Raw genomic sequence first — 20,291 nt, 5'->3', positions numbered from 1 at the left:
GTATAGTCCACAGTCGACGGTCCACAGCAGGGCTGCGTTGGTTCAACTTTTACCCTATCTTAACTTTTACACCGAACTGCCGTGGACTGTCGACTGCGGACCGTGGACTCTTACAACGCCACGTTCAGCGGCGGGTAATCTTCTGGCGCAACTGGCTGGGTATCCGCTTTCTGGGCAGCGGCCTGGTGGTTCCACATCTCCATGAATACAAGGCTGTAGCGGCTCAGGTCTTCGAAGCTGCCTTCATCGATCACCACACCTTCACGCATGATGTAGATATAGTCGAAATCGGTAAGCAGGTGAAGCCTGTGCAGGGAAGAGATCACGGCCTTGTCGTTGAATGTTTCGAAGAGGCTGTGGTAGATCTTTTTCTCCGTTCGAGGATCGATGCTGCTGGTGGGCTCGTCCATGAGCACGATGCTGCTCTGCCTTGCGGCGAGAATACCACGGGCAAGGGCCAGGCGCTGTTTCTGTCCGCCGGAAAGATTCACGCCTTTCTCCTGAATGAGTGTGTGAAGGCCCTGGGGCAGTCGCTTGATCACATCGGTGAACTGCGCAGCCTCGCATACCTGCATTACTTCTTCTTCGGTGAACGGTAGCCCGAGTGTGATGTTGTACATCACCGTGTTTTCGAAGATCTCAGGTTCCTGCGGGAAAAGTGTTACGGCAGACCTGATGCTTTCGAGGTCGATTCTCGTTTCGTCTGCTTTTACATCTGTGCCGGGTGTGGCGTCGTGCAGACCGCGGAGCAATGCCAGCAACGTGCTCTTTCCACTTCCGCTTTCGCCGATCAGTGCGATGCGCTGACCTTTGCTGATGCGCATACTCAGGTCGTGAATACCACCGGATTTGCGCTGGTCTGAGGGGTTGTTTCTGCTGAAATTAAGTCCTTCGATATCGATGCTGCTCCACTGTGAAGGCAGCACCGCGCCAGCTTCCTTCACCTGTTTCTCATCATAAGCTTTTTCAAGCTCGCGTGCGTTCTGAACATCGGTGTCATATTTCACGATCTGCGTGTAGTGTGAGGCGATGTCGTTGAAAACGCTGGTGAACTGGTTCACGTATCCGAGAAGGATGACCAGGCCGCCGATCATAAAAGTTTCTCCGGGTGTATAATGCTGATAAATATAACCGATGGTTGTGATGGCGTAAATGACTCCCACCAACATCTGGGCTGTGAACCATTTGAGCTCGTTGATGGTGACATTCTTCTTGAAGGGAGGGAACACGTCACCGATCTTTTTCATGAAGCCGGCCTGGATCCGCTTCTCCAGCCGCAAGGTGATCACCGTGAGGATGTTGGAAAGGCTGTCGAACAACGTTGACGACACTTCATGCTCACGCTCGTTCACTTCACGCAACGACCTGATAAAAGGTTTATCGAACTGCACAATGATCCATATAGTAATGACACCGAGCACTACGCCGATAGCACCGAACAGCGGTGAGAAGTACAACATGGCGGCAAACGAAAAAATGAACTTACCGAACGAGTACAGGTAGATAAACCCGTGCTGAAAAAAATCACGGAGTGCTTCATGCGCTTTGCGAAGCCGGCTGATCGTGGAGCCACTGTGATGTTCCTGGTGCCATTTAACAGGCAGGTGTAACACCTTATGATAGAGTACGTCGAGAAAATTGCGCCCAACGTTGAAGGCTAACTGCCGTTCCATCACGCGTGCGGGACCGTGAAACATCCATTCAAGCAGGCGCAGGCCAAGGAAGCCTGCCACGTATATCCATCCCGTGTTCAGCACAGCAGTGCCGTGCTGTTGCAGCTCGTTGATGAACCATCCGTAAAATAAAGGGTTCATGGCCACGATCACGTTGGCGATCACAAACATGGTGTAGATCAGCACAAAGCGTCGTTTCTCCTCGCGCGCGTACTTCCACGCGGTACGCAGTAGTGATAAATAAGGGTTTCGCATTGTTTGTTGTGTGATTAAGAATGGGTTGGTGTTCACAGAATCACAACACAAAATTCCCCCATTGCAAATTGTAAAAGAAGTTCTAAATGAAAACGATTCTTACATGCGGCAATAATTTGTGCGCTTCAAAAGTATCTCTAGCGAACGTGCAAGATGCCTGCAGGCCGCCCGTTAGCACGAAGCGCTTCTGTGGAACTATTTCGACATAAGTGCTTGTAAGCGACAAGGATTATTGAGGCGGGGCTACTTCAAGGTAACGCTTTCAGCAGATGGTTCTAAAATTTTAGTGTCTATCGAAATTTAACACGTAACCATGAGGGATGACAAAAATCACATCAGGATCTTCACCTGGCATATTCACGGAAGTTATTTGTACTACCTCTCGCAAGGACCGTTCGAGATCTTTGTTCCGGTAAACGATAAGAAGACGACGGGCTATATAGGGCGCGGCACCACCTTTCCTTTCGGCGATAATGTTCACGAGGTGCCTGCGGCGGAGGTCAGGAATATTTCATTCGATTGCCTGCTCTACCAGACACCAAAAAATTATACTGTTGATCGATTTGAGATCCTGTCGGACAGCCAGCTTTCCCTTCCGGCGATCTACCTTGAACACGATCCGCCGCAGCAAGTGCCCACCGATACACGGCACATTATAGACGACCCGGATGTAACACTGGTGCACGTGACACATTTCAACAAGCTGATGTGGGACAACGGCCGCACGCCTGCTGTTGTTATTGACCATGGCATTACAATGCCCACGGCAACGTATACCGGAGAACTCGAACGCGGCATCGTGGTGATCAACAATCTTAATGAACGCGGGCGAAGATTAGGGCTCGACATCTTCCTGCAGGCAAGGGAGCACGTACCGCTCGACCTTATAGGGATGGATACCGAGAAATTAGGAGGATTAGGTGAAATATTACATCCTAAGCTTCCTGATTTCATTAGTCGTTACAGATTTTTTTTCAATCCTATCCGATATACGAGCCTTGGACTGGCCGTACTGGAGGCGATGATGGCGGGTGTTCCCGTAGTAGGGCTGGCTACCACAGAGATGGTGACGGTGATCAGGGATGGGCATTCGGGAATACTGCACACCGACATCGATTACCTCATCGGCCGCATGCGTGAGCTTCTGAAAGACAAAAAGCTCGCTGCACACCTCGGCGCTGAAGGAAGAAAAACAGCAATAGAAAGATTCAACATTGATCGATTCAACCGCGACTGGATGCAGCTCTTCACCCGTGTGATCGGCGACAGGCGCGTAACATCGCGGAGTGAAAACATAAACGAAATGGCAGTGCATTGATATGAAAAGGAGAATAGCATTTATCAGCGAGCACGCTTCACCACTGGCGGCACTGGGAGGAGTTGATAGCGGCGGCCAGAACGTCTACGTCGGTGAGCTGGCGCGGCACCTGGCAGCAACAGGTTACCAGGTAGATATATTCACCCGCCGTGACAATGCGCAGCTACCCGAAATTGTTTCGTGGACCAGCGACGTGCGGATCATTCATATCAACGCAGGCCCTGCTGCTCAACTTGAAAAGGAAAAACTATTGCCCTATATGCCGGAGTTCACCGCCAACATGCTGGCGTTCATGAACAGGGAGGCCGTGCACTACCGGCTGATCCATGCAAACTTTTTTATGTCTGCCCTTGTAGCGGCAGAGATCAAACAGATGTTAGGGATCCCGTTTGTAGTCACCTTCCATGCGCTGGGCAGCATCAGAAAGATCTTTCAGGGCGAGCGTGACAAGTTCCCAGCTACCCGTATCGATATTGAAAAGAGAGTGGTGGCTGAAGCAGACCGGATCATTGCGGAATGTCCGCAAGACAAGGAAGACCTCATTCAATACTATAATGCTCCTGTAGATAAGATCACGGTGATCCCGTGCGGGTTCAACACGCAGGAGTTCTATCCCATCGATCAGTTCCTGGCACGTATGGTGCTGAACATCAAAAGCGACGAGCATATCATTCTTCAGCTGGGCCGCATGGTACCCCGCAAAGGAGTCGATAACGTGATCCGTGCGCTGGCGAGGATCAAAAAAGTGTCGGTACCTGTAAGGCTGATCGTGGTAGGCGGTGAGACCGATGATGTCGATCCCGTTAGCAATCCGGAGATCGCAAGGCTGCAGGCCATTGCTGCGGAAGAAGGTGTGGAAGAGAGTGTGAGCTTCGCCGGCCGTAAAAGCAGGGACATTCTGAAATACTATTATGCTGCTGCCGATGTTTTTGTCACTACACCCTGGTACGAACCTTTCGGCATCACACCACTCGAAGCCATGGCCTGCGGAACGCCGGTGATCGGCTCGAATGTTGGCGGCATAAAATATAGTGTAGAGGACGGAAAGACGGGATACCTGGTGCCTCCGAACGATCCTGATTGTCTCGCTGTAAAACTTTACGAGCTGCTTCACGATCCGGCCCTGCGAAAAAAAATGGGAGAGAATGCCATCAAACGGGTGAACTTACATTTCACCTGGGCGAAGGTATCGCAGCAAATGGCTGCCGTCTATGAACGCATCCTCGACAAGGATCACGAAGAAGATGCAGTGGTCTTCATTGAAGGTGCCTTCGACCATGCCGTCAATGCTTTTCAAGAAAGCAAAAATGCACTGGTCCAAAGCATCCTTGAAGCTTCTGTGCTGCTCACACAATGTTTCAAACGAGGTAAGAAGGTACTGGTTTGCGGCAACGGCGGCAGCGCGGCAGAAAGTCAGCACCTGACCGCAGAGCTCGTGGGAAGATTCGAGATCCCCGAGCGAAAAGCGCTTCCCGCCATTTCGCTCACCACAGACACTTCTGTGCTAACGGCATGGTCTAACGACATCGGCTACGAAGATATTTTTGCAAGACAGGTAGAAGCGCTGGGACAGAAAGGCGACATCCTCTTCTGCTTCAGCACCAGCGGACAGTCCGTGAACGTTATCAACGCCATGAAGGTGGCACTTGACAAGGAAATGACCTGCATTGCGCTGAGCGGCAAAGGCGGCGGCGAAATGTCTTCTTATGCGCAGGTGAACCTGGTGGTGCCTTCAGACAGTACACAACGCATCCAGGAGCTTCACCTCCACATATTGCATACGTTGTGTCACCTCGTGGAGATAAAACTATTCGGAAACACCCGCCAGGCAGTGCCTGTCCAGCACCACCATTACACCAACGGGAACGGTAATGGCAATGGAAAGACCACTGAAAAAGACAAGATCATGTACGCACGGTTATGAATAAAGCTGTTTTCATCGATAAGGATGGCACACTCATCCATGACGTGCCCTACAATGTAGATCCGTCGCTGATCCGCCTGCAGGAGGGTGCAGCTTGTGGTTTAAGGCAACTGAAGGATCAGGGTTACCTGCTCATCCTGGTTTCCAATCAATCGGGGGTTGCGCATGGCTATTTCAGTGAAGAAGCGCTCACCGCCGTTCAGGAAAAGCTCCAGGACGAGCTGAAGAAAGACGGTGTTCAGCTCGACGGCGCATTTTTCTGTCCCCACCATCCCCAGGGCACGGTGAAGCGGTATGCCGTGAGCTGCGAGTGCCGCAAGCCGAAGCCAGGTATGCTCATGAAGGCAGCAACACAATTCGACATCGATCTTTCACGGTCGTGGATGATAGGCGATATCCTTCACGATGTGGAGGCCGGTAACAAAGCGGGCTGCAGCACCATTCTCATCGACAACGGAAACGAAACAGAATGGCAGCCAGGAGCAGATCGTCATCCCACGGAAGTGGTAAAGAACATCCGGCAAGCGGTATCCATTATACTAGAACAGAACGCCCATGCATGACAACAGTACATATCACGACCTGATCGACCGTTTTCACCAGAAGCACGTGCTTGTGATTGGCGACCTCATTCTCGATGTATATCTCAAAGGCGCCAGCACACGTCTATCACCGGAAGCCCCGGTCGCCATTGTGGATGTTGCCGAAAAAATCCCGCTGCTGGGCGGATCGGCTAACACCGTGTGCAACCTCAGAACCTTGGGCGCTTCAGTAACCTATTGCACCGTGACAGGAAACGATGCCGAAGGTGATACAGCCCTTCGGCTACTGAACAACATCGGCGTGCAGGCGCGTACCATTATCAGGCATCCTAACAGAGACACCGTTGTAAAAACCCGTGTGGTTGCGGGGTCGCATGTGATCACCCGTTTCGACTGCGGAACCCAGACACCTATCGATCATGGAACGGTGCTGCAGCTGATTGCGCACATCGAATCAAACTTTCATCAATACGATGCCGTGATCATCTCTGATTACGACAAGGGTGTGATCACCGCGCCGTTGCTCGAAGCCATCAACAGGTTGCGGGAGCAGCATCCGGTCTTTCTGGCCGTAGACTCGAAACGTTTGCCCTTCTTTGCAAGTCTCCAGCCCGACCTCATAAAACCGAATTACGACGAGGCAGTTAAATTACTGGATCTTGAAAGCAGGTCAACAGCGCGGGTGGAGCAGCTGATGGCGGAAGGAGAAAGACTAACAGCGAAAACGCAGGCGAAACTTATCGCGGCCACGCTGGACCACGATGGATCGCTTTTCTTTGAGAACGGAGAAAGTGTTTATCATGCACATGCGCCGGCCGTAGCATCGCCACAGGTTGCAGGAGCGGGTGATACGTTTCTCAGTGCCATCACGCTGGCGTACGCTTCGGGTGGTGACATTCCGCACAGCGCAGAGATCGCTTCTGCCGCTGCCGCTATTGCCGTGAGCAAGGAGTCGACCTCTTCATGCGCTGCCGCGGAGCTTAAAAACTGGTTCTACGGGAAAGCTAAATTTATTCATTCGCTGGCCGACCTGGGGTCGTTGTGCGAAAACTACCGGGCACAAGGCAAGCGGATCGTGTTCACCAACGGATGTTTCGACATTCTTCACAGCGGACACGTGACCTACCTGCACTGTGCGCGTGAGCTCGGCGATGTGCTTGTGGTAGGCATCAATACAGACGAGAGCATCAAAAGGTTAAAGGGCGAGAGCAGGCCGATCAACGCCCTGGCTGATCGCATCCAGGTACTCTCCGGATTAAGTACCATCGATCATATCATTCCTTTTGGCGATGCGCACGATGACACACCCGTGCCGGTCATTAAAGTTGTGCGTCCCAATGTTTTCGTGAAGGGCGGTGACTACACGAAAGACAAACTTCCGGAAGCTGCCGCGGTGGAGGAGAACGGAGGAGAGATTGTTTTTATACCCCAGATCCCGGATCAATCAACCACCGCGATCATCCGGCGCATCAGCACTACCACCGCCAGTGCGCCCACCCTTACCATGGCTAACTCATGAACGACTGGACTGTCTGCAGGAATCTTTTATGTGTACGCCTCGACAACATGGGCGACCTGATGATGAGCGAACCTGCCATCAGGGCCTTAAAAGAATCACTCAAGTGCAGGATCACCGTGCTCACGTCGTCTATGGCGAAGAACATCGCCAGGATGATCCCTTCCATAGACGAGGTGATACCATGCGATGTCTCCTGGGTGAAATCCGACTTCGAGCCCACAGGCGAAACGTTCTTCAACATGGTGAACCTGCTCAGGAGCAAAGGTTTCGATGGCGCAGTGATCTTTACCGTGTTCAGCCAGAACCCGTTGCCGGCGGCCATGCTTACCTGGCTTGCAGATATTCCACGACGGCTGGCCTACTGCCGTGAGAACCCATACAAGCTGCTCACCTACTGGGTACCTGAACAGGAGCCCTATTCTTTTATGCGCCACCAGGTGAAACGTGATCTTGCGCTGGTGAGCAACATCGGCGCCTCCGTGAAGAACGATATGCTGGAGATCAGCCTGCCCCACCACAGTTGGCACTTTGTGCAACAAAAACTTTCGGCAGCCGGTGTGGATATCAACAAACCCTGGCTGATCCTGCATCCGGGCGTCTCAGAAGAAAAACGAAAATACCCGGCGAGCCTTTGGGTGGAGGCTGGCAAAAAGATCGTGGATGCGTTACGGCACCAGGTGATCATCACAGGCTCGGCCGACGAGATGGTGCTCACCAAAAACATCGCAACGGCTATTGGCAAAGGAGCCTTCTCTTGTGGAGGCCTTTTCACCCTGGACGAATTTGTGATGGCGGTTAACCAGGCACCACTGGTCATCACAGTTAACACGGTCACTGCCCACCTTGCCGCAGCCACCCAAACCAAGGTGGTGGTGCTCTATGCCATGACCAACCCCCAGCACACGCCCTGGAGGGCAACGGGAAAGATCCTGCCATTTACCGTGGCGCCTCATTTACAAAGCAGGAACGAGATCCTGCGTTTTGCTAACAATGTATGCTGCAAAGGACCATTGCCGCTTCCGTCGCCCGATGAAATAGTTCAAGCTGCTTATGAGCTGCTCACCGATGTGAATGATTCACGGATTCCTGAGCTCGCAGGTACCCGTCAGCAGGAGCAGCATCCGTAGTTATTAAGATGACTGGTGGTTGTTGGTTTAGCTTGTTGGTAGGACACCATCAAGAGGCATAAAGAGACCGGGTGGTTGTTGGTGAAGAACACCAACAACGGCACACCAACAACGGCTCAGCTTGTTGGTGAAGAACACCAACAAGGGCGCAAGAACAACGGCACACCAACGCACATCAACAACGGCGAATTACGGTAGCAAGGGTGATTTGAATTTCAATGAACCGTAGATCCGGTAATAAATGGAGAGCACGGGGATCACTGCTGACGTGACGGTCATTTCAAGAATATGGTTGATGGAGTGCGAGGTGTGGGCAAGCCGCCTGGCGATGAACCAACCTGTGAATGCAGCCCAGCCGGCGAAGGATACAAGCATGAGCCAGGAGGTGCCGGTCAACACTGCGATCAGGAATGAAAAAATAAAAACAAGGGTCATATAATAACGCCATGGTGGCGCGGGCTGGATCCTTTTTTTGTAGAGCTCGGGAAATTTTTTGAACAACAGGGCATTGAACACACCTTTCTTCTCGTCTTTGATGCTCACGCCCCAGGGCGCCTTTCTTACGGGATGAGTGACCACGGCATTCTTGACGCTGATGATCGGTACACGGTGCTCCAGGAATTTAAACTGGAGGTCGCTGTCTTCGCGCCAGGCCATGGTAAACTGCTCGTCAAAGCCGTCAACCTTTTCCAGCGCAGCCCGGGTACAGGCACAGTTTGCCGTTATGAACTCCGCTTTCTCCAATTGCGCGATGTTGCGCTCATAATCTGTTGGCACTGCGGGGATCGGTACAACGGTCTTCCCGGTAAAGGCCGATTTGTTTCCCGGTGAACGCAGGAAAGCGTTCCAAAAAGCAAGCAGCCATTTGGGATCGGGGATACAATCGTCATCCGTAAAAGCAATGAGTCTGTTGCTGCGCGCCATCCTCCAGCCGTAGTTGCGGGCTGCGGCAGGACCCTTCTTTTTTGGAAGGTAATAGTACCTGATCACGATGGCAATGCCGGGAATAACTTTATGCAGGGCCGCCTTTGTTGCCTCATCAGGTCCATCGCTTACAACAATGATCTCATATTCATCTTGGGGAAAGGTCTGATGCGCAAGCGCTTCCACACACCGCAGTAAAAGCTGGGGGCGCTGATAAGTAGGTATGACCACAGAAATCTTCATTGCTCAAATTTGTCTTGACCAGCCATACATGAAAAAATTTTATGCCCTCCTGCCTGGCACTATTATTAACAAACCGGAGTGTACATTGATTGATATGGAAGCAGAAAAAATTCAAAAAGTAGCCGTGTTCAGGGCTTTGCAGCTGGGAGACATGCTGTGCATCATTCCGGCCATCAGGGCGCTGAAGGCTGCATTGCCTCACGCATCGCTCACGTTGATCGGCCTGCCGTGGCAACGGAATTTTGTGAACAGGTTCCATCATTATTTCGATCACTTTATCGAGTTCCCCGGATGGCCCGGGCTTCCAGAACAATCCTTCGATCCTAAAAAAGTGGTTGCATTTCTAAACCATATGCAAGATCAGCACTATGACCTCGTGCTCCAGATGCAGGGAAACGGCGCCATCACCAACACGATGTGTATGCTCTGGGGCGCGAAAAAAGTCACCGGCCTCCGAAGACCCGATGAATACGCCCCCGACGAAAATCTGTTTCCCATATCCGGCGACGATGAGCATGAAGTACTGCGGTTTCTGAAACTTACCGATGTCCTGAATATTCCACGACAGGGAACCTTTCTCGAGTTTCCGATCCTGGAAGAAGAAATTGTTCACTTCCGAGAGATCAGCAGCAAATTGGAGCTTCCCGGAAAATACATCTGCATTCATCCCGGGGCCCGTGACCCAAGGCGGAGATGGCCCGCGAAAAACTTTGCGCTCGCAGGCGACCATCTGGCCCGCAAAGGTTACAAGATTGTGCTCACAGGATCGGAAGACGAAAGATCGTTGCTGGAAGAGACGGCCGCTCACATGCACGCGCCCGTGATCAACACCATCGCCCAGCTCGATCATGTGAGCCTGGGCGATCTGGCCTCCATCATCGGCCACAGCAGGCTTCTCATCAGCAATGATACCGGCGTTTCTCACATCGCGGCAGCCTTGCGTGTGCCAAGCGTGGTGATCTTTTCACCCTTCTCCAACATGCAAAGGTGGGCACCCCTGGATATCTCCCTGCACCACGTTATCCCATTTGAACAAGCTGCCGATCCTGAGCTGGTGATCCGGCGTGCGCAGGAGCAGATGAAAGCTTATGCAGGGACCATCACCTAGTTTTCTCGATCAGAAATGAGCCGATGACAAGCGCATCGAACGGTGAGCTCCAGAAACATTCGATGGCATCACGTGGTGAACAAACAATGGGTTTACCAAGTGTATTGAATGATGTGTTCACTAACACCGGAACACCCGTGAGCTTTTTAAATTCTGTCAGTAGCTGATGGTACAGGGGATGTTGTTTTTGATTTACCGTCTGGATGCGGGCGGTGCCATCCACGTGCCTCACGGCAGGGATGCGGTCTGCCTTGTCCGGCCTGACGGGATAAACAAACAACATAAAAGGTGAATAGGAAGCGCCCTCAAACCATTCTGCAGCATCTTCTTCAAGCACCACCGGCGCCACAGGCCTGAAGTCCTCACGGTCCTTTACTTCATTGAGCCTGGCCTGCATGGTAGCATTGATGGGAGAAGCGAGAATGGACCTGCTGCCCAACGCACGGGGGCCGAACTCCATACGCCCCTGATACCATCCGATGATCTTATCTTCCGCCAGGATCTTCGCAGTCTCCGCCGCAACATTATTCAATTTCCGGTAAGGTGTTTTCGTCCACTGCAGGAATTTTTCAATCTCGTGATCAGCATACTCCGGACCCCAGTAGGCGTGATCCATCCTAAAGCTCCGGCCGTTCACCAGTCGCTCCGTTGCATCGATCCAAAGCGCTGCGCCCAACGCGGTGCCTGCATCGCCGGCTGCCGGCTGCACCCAGATGTTTTTAAAAGGACCATGATCGCGCAGGTAAGCGTTCATCACACAGTTGAGCGCAACACCACCGGCCATGCACAAATTACTGTCACCGGTCTGGCCGTGCAGCCATTCCGCCAGCTGGAGTACAGTATCCTGCAGCACTTTTTGCAGGGAATGCGCAATATTGAAATGATGTTTTGTAAAATCGTCACCTTTTTTTCGTTGCGGGCCGAACAGCGATGAAAGATCGGTATCATCAATGGTGTAGGTGCCGTCCTTGTAAACATAGATCATCGACTGAAATTCCTTCACAAATTGCGGCTTGCCATACGATGCCAGCGCCATCACTTTATATTCATCGGAAGAATGGAGGAATCCGAGGTGCGTGGTCACCCGTTCATACAACAAACCAAGCGAGTGCGGCATATCCACCTGTCCAAGCTGCACCAGGTCATTGGCTTCGCCCTGGTAATAAGCGGTGGTTGCTTTTTCGCCCCGGCCATCAATGGTCATCACGGCAGCGCGGGTATAAGGCGATGCGTGGAATGCGCTGGCGGCATGACTCAGGTGGTGATCGACAAAATGCCACCGCTCTTCAACTTTGTTGCTGCCGATGAAGCGAGGCTGAAGGTGGTGTGGCCAACCGTCTGCCAGCTGCCCCGGTGCGTTCACAATGGAAGACAGGAACAAAGGGTCCCATGGCGACATCCACTGATCCATTTCACGGCTTGTTTCTGCGCTTAGCGGAAGCGTGACAACTTCTTCCTGCATAGCCCTTGACAGCGACGGCCGCAACGGCAGCGTGATCACGTCAGATTGCTCGTAGGCTTCTCCCAGCAGCAGGTAAGGATTAAAAGAATAAGCGATATGATCTACATCGTTCAGGTGAATGCCGGCTACACGCAAACAATAATCGATGGCATGAAACGGCAGCTCGTACGTTGAAAAAGGTATCGGCCTTTTACCGTGTTTAAAGTGTGTAAAGCGTTCTTCTTCCGCCGCCGCCAGCAGCACACCGTCTTTTAATAAAGCCGCAGATGAATCGTGAAATGCCGCATTGATGCCCAGTATGTACATAGTTGTTAAGTCTTAGGTTAAAGCTGAGACTGGGCTAAAAAATTGTTCCATGAACGGTTTCTCAATCCGTCATCCTGAACGGGGAAGCGCAATGGCTGGCGGGAGTGAAGGATCTCCTTGCGGCAACGAACGAACGCATAGCGCAGATGCAAGTGCTAAGTACGCAGTATATAACAGGGGATCCTTCGCTCGCACAGCCCATCACACAATCATCGCTCTGGATGACGGTTCTATTAAAATTGAAAAAGGCCACCGGATATTCACACTACTCGAAGAACGGCATCCCGGGTGTTGCATACCTTCGCATCCCTTCCTCATTGATTTCGACACCCACGCCTGGTTTTTCGGAGAGCTTGATAAAACCGTTCTCCACCATGGGACCATCGAACTTCACAATTTCCTTGAACATGGGGTTGTCATGAAAATAGATCTGCCACTCGAGTATGAGGAAATTTGGAACAGAAGCGCATACGTGACAGGAGGCCATGGCGCCGAGATAGGAAGCTACCATGTGCGGCGCGAACGGCACGTAGTAAAGATTGGCGAGGTTGGCGATGCGTTGCCCCTCTCCCAACCCACCTGCTTTTTGCAGGTCGGGCATGATGATGTCGACAGCGCTCATCTCCAGCAGTCTCCTGAAGCCGTGCGCGAGGTAAAGATTTTCTCCGGCGCAAATCGGTGTGCTGGTAGAGTCGGTGATCGATTTATAAGCTTCTACATTTTCCGCGGGGATCGGCTCCTCCAGCCACATCAGGTTCATGGGTTCCAGTCGTTTGGCGATCTGCTGCGCTGTAACGGCATCGTACCTTCCGTGCATGTCGATGCAGATATCGATGTTCGGTCCCACCGCCTGACGCGCTGCCGCCACCTGGTCTACCATGCGTTGAAGCTCGGCAGGGCTGGCTGTCCAGTTATACGGATCGTATTTATTCGGGTCGTTGAACTGATCGAGGTCAAATTTGATCGCATTGAATCCCATGTTCTTCGCCTTCAGCGCACTGTCTGCAAAATCTTTGGGTGTGGGCAGATTGCTTTGGTACAACGCCGTATCACAATACACACGGATCCTGTCGCGAAACTTTCCGCCCAGCAGCTGGTATACGGGCAGGCCAAGCGCTTTGCCGGCGAGGTCCCACAACGCAGACTCTACTGCCGAAAGCACCGCCACATACATACCCGATTGGGCGCCCTCGAAAAATCCGCCACGCCGGATGTCTTCAAACAGCCTGTGAACATTGAGAGGGCTTTTGCCTTTGAGTCGTGCTTCGAAAAGTTTTACAAGATGATACGTGCCCGGTGTTGCGTCCACACCCTCGCCACATCCCCAGACATCCTGGTTGGTATATATTTTCACAAAGAGGCTGTGACCGCCGCGGATGTAACCACATTTGATGTTGGTGATCTTCAGGTCCGCCGGGGCCGATGCCTTCGGTGCGTTATTGATGGCTGTTTCAAATCCCTGGCCATACACGGCGAGCGGTGCCAGGGCCCCCGCTGAAAGGGCATTTTTAAAAAACTTGCGTCTTGAATTAGAGTTGGCCATAAGCTAAGATGTTTTTAAAGTTTACCACGTACGCGTTTTCAGCAGCTCCTGGATCTGCTCTTTGGGAACAGGAAGCTCGTTGATGTGATCATTGAGCCATTTTGAAAAGTCTTTTTCGATCTCATCAGACCACCGGGAGTCGATCTGGCCCGGGGTGTACATCTGCTCACGGAGTCGCTGGTGACCGAACATATCCCGCAACCGCACTACCTCCGAGGTCTTGACAACTTTTTCTGCCAGGTGAGGCGGAATGAAGATCACGCCCCCATCGCGCCCCAGCACCACATCGCCGGGCATCACGGTAGCTTTGCCGATGCGTGTGGGTTTGTTGATTCCCACCAACGTGGTGTTCAGCTCTCCGTCTGGATTATTGAGGTGATGTGACGGATGATAGGTTCTGAAAAACGAAGTGAACGATCCGATCTCTTTCAGGCCGTTGATATCGCGGATGGCGCCATCGTATACAATGCCGTTCCCCGTTTTGGTGTAGATGGAGTTGCCAAGGTTATCGCCGATGGTAGGACCGTCTTCGTGCGCGCCGAACTGGTCAACGACATACACGTCGCGTTTCACCAGCATGTCAATGGTCCACGAGTTCTGTGATTTTACCCGTTTGTCTTTGGTGTGGCCCTTGTCATCGATCACCCGGTGAATATCAGGGCGGCCGGGAACAAAGATGGCGGTAACAGCGCGGCCTACAAGCACACTGTCAGGATTGATCATCATCCATCCGTCATCATATTGGTGTTTGTAATTATCTCCTTTCAGCACAGCCCACGCTTCTTCCAGCGTTACAAGCTTCATGCGGTTGAGTATGGCGTCAGGCACCTTCGGGCGTCCATCGGCAAAACGTTCACCCTTCCATTCGGGGGTAAGGAACAGCAGCTCTTCCTTCGAGATCTGCTGACCGGAGAGCATGTGACCGCAGAGGAGAAGAACGGTCGTGATCAGTGTGTACCTATGTATCATAATTAGTTGACAGTTGACAAACAGAACAATTGACAAATACCCGATCCAATTGTATCACTGAGCGCTACGATCGGCAATACAGCGTTGTCAATTGATTTTTTGTCAACTGTCAACTTTAACGGACCAACATTCATCAGAAAAAAATAACCCGATCAGCGCCTATACACCCTACGCCAGGAAGATCTAATGCGCGCGTGATCCTTCCTTCACATCGTAGGTCAGCTTTTCATCGGGATCGGGTTTGGTGCGTGCACGCCACCAGAGCGCCAGCGACGACCCGGTGATGTTCATAATGGGGGCGAACACTGCCGGCGCAAGTCCAACGGTAGCCAGCTTGCCCATGGCCAGTGCTAACCCTGACGCCATGCCACCGTTCTGAAGGCCGACCTCGAGCGCAATGGTGCGGCAGTCTACTTCGCGCATGCGCAGGAGGCGCCCGGACCAATAGCCAAGAAAATATCCCGTCAGGTTGTGCGTCAGCATGGCGACGATCAGTAACGGCCCAACTACCAGCAGACCATTGCGTCCGGCCGCGGTGATCACCACGATGATCAGCGCAATGCCTGCCATGGAGAGTACGGGCATGATCTCGTCCAGTATTTTAAACTTTCCATGAAGGAAGTAATTAAAGATTAACCCGGCGCCGATCGGCAGGATGATGATCTCCATAATATGTTTCACCATTTCCCAGAAGTCAATGGCCACATATTGCCCGGCCAGCAGCTGCATGAGCATGGGCGTTACAATCGGCGCAATGAGCGTGGAGATGGCGGTGAGCGTTACGGCGAGCGCAAGGTTGGCCCGCGCCAGGTATGACATCACGTTCGAGGCCAATCCGTTCGGGCAACTTCCGATGAGGATAATGCCCGCTGCGACCTCGTCAGGAAAAGTGAAGATCCGGGTGATGGCAAAGCCTACCATCGGCATAATGGTGTAATGGCAAAGCACGCCCACGATCACACCTTTCGGCATCTGCATCACGCGCGCAAAGTCCTTTACGCTCAAGCTTGTACCCATGCCAAACATGATGATCTGCATGAGCGGTATGATCAGCTTCGAGAGCTTAAAATCACCTATCGAAACAAAGTACTGCGGATAATACATAGCCAGACTCACAGCGGCAAAGATGGTTACTGTGAATGAGTAGCCCTTCAGCAGCTCATATCCCCGGAATCCCAGCGCCACCAGCACGAAGAACAACATCAGCAACCACCCGGCATACGCATGGGCATCGGCCAGGGTCGCCGCGATGTATCCGACGAGAAACAGTGCCGCCAGTAAAAACAAAACTTTAGGTGCTACGATCTTAGACATGTTATCCGTTTCTGGTCAGCATGATTTTTTTGAAATCCCATTAGTATGGCATCAGCTCCACAGCCTGTCCCACGAGCGTTCTTTATCCCAATCGGTTGTCGGCGCAAAGTATGCCGAGTGTTCCGGGTCGAGGTGTTTTTTAACCACATCCTCGTTCAGCTCAACGCCGAGGCCAGGCGCATCGGGCACATTGGCAAAGCCCTTTTCGATCATCGGCTTTTTGGTTTTCACAAGACTTGTCCAGTAATCAACATCAACCGAGTGATGTTCAAGCGCGATGAAATTCTGGGTGGCTGCGGCGCAATGAACGTTTGCCATAAACGACACGGGTGTACCGGCAAAGTGCATGGCCATGGCAACACCTTTCTCTTCGGCGTAGTCGCCTATCTTTTTCGTCTCCAGCAGTCCGCCGGAGGTTGCCAGGTCAGGATGAACGATGTCCACGGCATGGGCATCGATGAGCTTGATGAATTCTTCCTTGAGATAGATGTCCTCACCTGTGAGCGTGGGTGTCTCGATGGCTTCGGAGATCTGGCGCCACTGGTCTGTGAATTTCCAGGGGATGAGGTCTTCCAGCCAGGCGAGCCGGTATTTCTCCACAGCCCTTCCCAGCCGAATGGCGTTGTTGTGATCGAAGTGACCGTAGTGATCGGAGGCCAGGGGAATTTCGTATCCAATCTTCTCACGCACCATGGCGATGCGCTGGGTCATGATCTCCAGGCCTTTATCAGTGATCTGCACCTGTGTAAAAGGGTGTTCGGTGCCACCATACGTCATGGGCTCGTTGGTCCACTGCCGGCCAATATCCCAGAAGTTGCTGTTGGAGGTGGTTCCGGGAATACCTTTCAGCAGCTCGATGCCAAAATCCATTTTCATGAAGGTGAATCCTTCGTCGTTGATGCGTTTGTTGACCCGGGCCGCAAAATCAGCCTCATCGTTTCCCTCGGGTGTGTCGGCATACAGACGCACTTTATCACGGTATTTTCCACCGAGCAGCTGGTAGGCCGGTATGTTGTAAGCCTTGCCGGCGATATCCCACAGCGCCATCTCAACCCCACATACGCCTCCGCCCTGCCGCGCATGGAAGCCGAACTGTTTGATACGTTTGAAGATCTGCTCCACGCTGCAAGGGTTCATGCCCAGGATGCGGCTCTTCAGGAACATGGCATACCGCCACGAAGCACCGTCGCGTACTTCACCGAGGCCATAGATCCCCTGGTTGGTGTCGATGCGGATCACCGGGCACCGCGCATGGCCGTTCATGACCACCGCATAACGCATATCGGTGATCTTGAGATCGGACGGCGCAGAGTTACGGTTCACTTTGGATGTGGACTGTGCCAATGTATCTTCAATGGAGCTGAACATAAACCCGCCGAGCATCATGCCACCCAGGCCAGCTTTTTTCAGAAAATTTCTACGTTCATTCTCTTTCGCTGCAGGCTCCCTCTGCACGTCTGCCTCAGGGTCTTTCAACCCGAGCTTTTCGACGAATTTCTGTGATGGATTTTTCATAACGGCTTATTCTAAGGGTAACGCATCAATGATTTTCACCAGGTTCTTTTTTTCATGTACTCATCCAGCTCCTGGCGTGTCATGGGAAGTTTTCCGGGGTTCTGATCGAGCCAGCTCAGGAAGTCTTTCTTGATCGTGTCGGTCCACTGCTGATCGATCTGACCGGGTGTGTATTTTCCTTCGCGCAAACGCTGGTGACCGAACTGGTCGCGCAACGCGATGAACTCGGCATTCAGCACAAGGTCTTCCACAAGGTGGGCCGGAATGAAGACCACGCCATTCTTTTTTGCCAGCACGGCATCTCCGGGCAGCACGGTAGTTCGGCCAATGCGAATGGGAACGTTGATGCCACCCAGCATCATTTCCTGGATATACGAGGGGTCGTATCCTTTCACCCACGCGTTGAATCCTTCGATCTTCTCCAGGCCTTCGGCGTCGCGCACAGAACCGTAGAAGATGACACCGTTCTTCGACTTCGCGTAGATGGAGTTGCCGAGGTTGTCGCCGATCAGCGTGCCGTCAACGATCTTGCCATAGCTGTCGGCAACATATACATCGCCGGGCTTGAGCATATCAATAGGCCAGGAGTTGAAGTTACCGATCCTGTTCTCTGCTTTTCCCTTATCGCGGATCACCTTGTCGTAATCAGGGCGTTTGGGCAGGTATTGAACGGTTAACGCCCGGCCTACCAGCACTTCGCCCGGTTTCAGCACCATCCAGTCGCCTTCGAACTGGTTGTTATAACCTGCGTTACGAAGAATGCCCCAGCCTTCCTCCAGTGAGATGTTCCTGAGCCTGGCCAGCAATTTGTCGGGAACATTGGGCCTGCCATCGGCCAAACGATCGCCTTTCCATTCGGGTGTGAGGGCGATGATCTGCTCGCGGGTAAGGGTGATCTGCTGCGCTGCAACCGTTGTGCAGAGCGTCAGCACCAGGAGACAAGTAAGGAGTGTTCTGTGCATCTTCAGTTTCATGGGTAATGGATTATGGTTTATCCCACCATACCCGGGTATCGAGATTATCAGGTCCCATTCTTGCGATCGCGACGTTTACATTCGTCGTGTTCACAGAAATTTCTGAATTGGGATACGTCAGGCGTCTGATAAAATCTCCGGTGATACCTTTTCCGGGAAATGGATTGGGTGTCAGCTGCGGAAAACCGCTTCGCCTGAAGTTAGCAAAAGCTTCTGGTCCGTTCAAGAAAGAAGCGATCCAGTATTGTGTATTGATCTGTTCGAACGCGGTACCCGGTGAAAGGGGGTTATTGGCGACATACGTATCGATGGCCGCGGTCGGCACAGCTGAACGGCTATCGTACGAAGCCAGTTGTTCCATGTGTGCCCTGATGCCATTGCTGAAATACTCGTCGGCAGTGCCCGCAGTGATCCAGCCGCGTTGCCGGGCTTCGGCCAGAAGCAACAAGGTTTGTGCAGCGGTGACCAGGAACATCGGGGCGGTCCTTTTTACCATACGCGTGCGGTCTACCTGGCTGAACTCGTAAAAGCTTGCGAGCCCTAGACTCGTGGCCACCGGCACAATGGTGCTGTTGGTATAACCCAGTGGCATGCCTACCTGCACCGCCGGATCGATGTTGCCATTGTAAGTAGCCAGGCTGGGATTGAATACCTGCTCAGGGCCTGATTTAGCGCCCATGTACCTTACGGCAATGGCCCCGAGACGCGGGTCGCTGGTATTCTTCAGGTGATTGACGAACGGGGCGGTGAGATAAAAATTGCTGGCCTCGGTAGCATTCAGAGTATTGCCCACATTATTGACAAAATTATCGGTATGCCGCACCAACACGTTGTCTGCATTGGAGGTGATCACGCCACCCTGGTAAGCACTCAGCGCGATCTGCGCGGCACGGGTGGGATCCACCTTGCTTAACCTCATGCCCACACGCAGCAGCAGAGAATATCCGAATTTCTTCCATTGCGCGATGTTGCCGCCATAGAGCACCTCAGCGCTTTCTGTTGGTGCGGATGCATCCAGGGCTGCGGTAGCCTCGGTCAGCTCTTTGATGATGTCTTTGTAGATATCTTCCTGGGAATCGTAGATGGGAAACAGCACACGATCGATGTAACCGAGGCCGCCCTGTGAGTATGGAATGTCACCATACGTGTCGGTGAGTACAACGAACCCGTACGCCTGAAGGATGCGTGCCATGTGCATGAGATTAGTCCTGCCTGGAAGACTCTGGGTTGCATGGATCACATCGCGTGTATTCCGGATCACGTTGCGGTAATATCCCTGCCACATCGTTTGTGTAGCCTCACGGTTGTCCTGGTTATAGTTGGCGCCTGCCACTACCCCAGAGTTGGGTGTAATGATCTGCTGCACAATACCCATATCGTAGATCAGCGCACTGCCACCACCCGAACCTGAGCCAAAAGAGCTGTTGATGATGGCGTGGTTGAGCTGAAACACCGGATCGATGGAGGTGACGTTCACCTTGCTGGTATTCAGTTCGTCGAAATCACTGTCACAGGCAGTGATGCATGATAGCAGCACTGCGAAAAAAGTATAGCTGAATATTTTTTTCATGATCT

At 52.5% G+C, this 20,291-nt stretch carries 15 protein-coding genes; 6 read left to right on the top strand and 9 right to left on the bottom strand.

Annotated features, from left to right (window positions below; translation table 11 throughout):
- Nucleotides 1-110 precede the first annotated feature (110 nt).
- Nucleotides 111-1,928: an ABC transporter ATP-binding protein gene (locus KK083_RS16720; protein WP_254164822.1), complete on the bottom strand. Its 1,818-nt coding sequence runs from the start codon at nucleotides 1,926-1,928 to the stop codon at nucleotides 111-113.
- Between the two features lie 313 nt (nucleotides 1,929-2,241).
- On the opposite strand from KK083_RS16720, the gene KK083_RS16715 reads away from it, so the two are divergent.
- Genes KK083_RS16715 through KK083_RS16695 form a run of 5 tightly spaced genes read left to right on the top strand, consistent with a single transcriptional unit; the run spans nucleotide 2,242 to nucleotide 8,358 of the window.
- Nucleotides 2,242-3,246 (top strand): glycosyltransferase, encoded by a 1,005-nt coding sequence (locus tag KK083_RS16715; protein WP_254164820.1) that lies wholly within the window; start codon nucleotides 2,242-2,244, stop codon nucleotides 3,244-3,246.
- A gap of 1 nt (nucleotide 3,247) precedes the next feature.
- Nucleotides 3,248-5,170, top strand: a complete 1,923-nt coding sequence (locus KK083_RS16710; RefSeq protein WP_254164818.1) for a glycosyltransferase — start codon at nucleotides 3,248-3,250, stop codon at nucleotides 5,168-5,170.
- The gene (locus KK083_RS16705; RefSeq protein ID WP_254164816.1) at nucleotides 5,167-5,733 is read left to right on the top strand and encodes a D-glycero-alpha-D-manno-heptose-1,7-bisphosphate 7-phosphatase; all 567 of its coding nucleotides are present in this window, start codon (nucleotides 5,167-5,169) and stop codon (nucleotides 5,731-5,733) included. Before KK083_RS16710 ends, KK083_RS16705 begins: the two co-directional genes overlap by 4 nt.
- Entirely contained in the window at nucleotides 5,726-7,231 is a 1,506-nt protein-coding gene (gene rfaE2, locus KK083_RS16700) for a D-glycero-beta-D-manno-heptose 1-phosphate adenylyltransferase (RefSeq protein WP_254164814.1), read from the top strand. Before KK083_RS16705 ends, rfaE2 begins: the two co-directional genes overlap by 8 nt.
- Nucleotides 7,228-8,358 carry a glycosyltransferase family 9 protein gene (locus KK083_RS16695; RefSeq protein ID WP_254164806.1) on the top strand — a complete coding sequence of 377 codons (1,131 nt, stop codon included), beginning with the start codon at nucleotides 7,228-7,230 and terminating at the stop codon, nucleotides 8,356-8,358. Before rfaE2 ends, KK083_RS16695 begins: the two co-directional genes overlap by 4 nt.
- A 189-nt stretch (nucleotides 8,359-8,547) precedes the next feature.
- Here KK083_RS16695 and KK083_RS16690 read toward each other — a convergent pair whose 3' ends face one another.
- On the bottom strand, nucleotides 8,548-9,525 hold the full coding sequence (locus KK083_RS16690; RefSeq protein WP_254164804.1) for a glycosyltransferase family 2 protein: 978 nt from the start codon (nucleotides 9,523-9,525) through the stop codon (nucleotides 8,548-8,550).
- A 28-nt stretch (nucleotides 9,526-9,553) separates the two neighbouring features.
- Between KK083_RS16690 and KK083_RS16685 the strand changes: the two genes are divergently transcribed.
- Nucleotides 9,554-10,633, top strand: coding sequence for a glycosyltransferase family 9 protein (locus KK083_RS16685; RefSeq protein ID WP_254164802.1), 1,080 nt, complete (start codon nucleotides 9,554-9,556; stop codon nucleotides 10,631-10,633).
- Here the strand turns inward: KK083_RS16685 and KK083_RS16680 are convergent.
- From KK083_RS16680 to KK083_RS16650, 7 genes are all read right to left on the bottom strand, one after another.
- A complete protein-coding gene (locus tag KK083_RS16680) occupies nucleotides 10,626-12,401 on the bottom strand; it encodes a carbamoyltransferase family protein (protein WP_254164800.1) in 1,776 nt (591 codons plus the stop codon). The two genes, KK083_RS16685 and KK083_RS16680, sit on opposite strands and share 8 nt — an antisense overlap.
- A gap of 265 nt (nucleotides 12,402-12,666) precedes the next feature.
- On the bottom strand, nucleotides 12,667-13,944 hold the full coding sequence (locus tag KK083_RS16675; protein ID WP_254164798.1) for a mandelate racemase/muconate lactonizing enzyme family protein: 1,278 nt from the start codon (nucleotides 13,942-13,944) through the stop codon (nucleotides 12,667-12,669).
- Between the two features lie 21 nt (nucleotides 13,945-13,965).
- The gene (locus KK083_RS16670) at nucleotides 13,966-14,913 is read right to left on the bottom strand and encodes an RraA family protein (RefSeq protein ID WP_254164796.1); all 948 of its coding nucleotides are present in this window, start codon (nucleotides 14,911-14,913) and stop codon (nucleotides 13,966-13,968) included.
- A gap of 183 nt (nucleotides 14,914-15,096) precedes the next feature.
- Nucleotides 15,097-16,227, bottom strand: coding sequence for a bile acid:sodium symporter family protein (locus KK083_RS16665; RefSeq protein ID WP_254164794.1), 1,131 nt, complete (start codon nucleotides 16,225-16,227; stop codon nucleotides 15,097-15,099).
- Between the two features lie 51 nt (nucleotides 16,228-16,278).
- Nucleotides 16,279-17,742, bottom strand: a complete 1,464-nt coding sequence (locus tag KK083_RS16660) for a mandelate racemase/muconate lactonizing enzyme family protein (RefSeq protein WP_254164791.1) — start codon at nucleotides 17,740-17,742, stop codon at nucleotides 16,279-16,281.
- Between the two features lie 35 nt (nucleotides 17,743-17,777).
- Nucleotides 17,778-18,716, bottom strand: coding sequence for an RraA family protein (locus KK083_RS16655; protein ID WP_254164789.1), 939 nt, complete (start codon nucleotides 18,714-18,716; stop codon nucleotides 17,778-17,780).
- A gap of 10 nt (nucleotides 18,717-18,726) precedes the next feature.
- A complete protein-coding gene (locus KK083_RS16650; protein WP_254164786.1) occupies nucleotides 18,727-20,286 on the bottom strand; it encodes a SusD/RagB family nutrient-binding outer membrane lipoprotein in 1,560 nt (519 codons plus the stop codon).
- Between the last annotated feature and the right edge of the window lie 5 nt (nucleotides 20,287-20,291).

It is taken from the genome of Chryseosolibacter histidinae (genome assembly GCF_018598225.1).
Taxonomy (GTDB): Bacteria; Bacteroidota; Bacteroidia; order Cytophagales; family Cyclobacteriaceae; genus Chryseosolibacter; species Chryseosolibacter histidini.
This window is presented reverse-complemented; position numbering and strand designations above follow the sequence as displayed.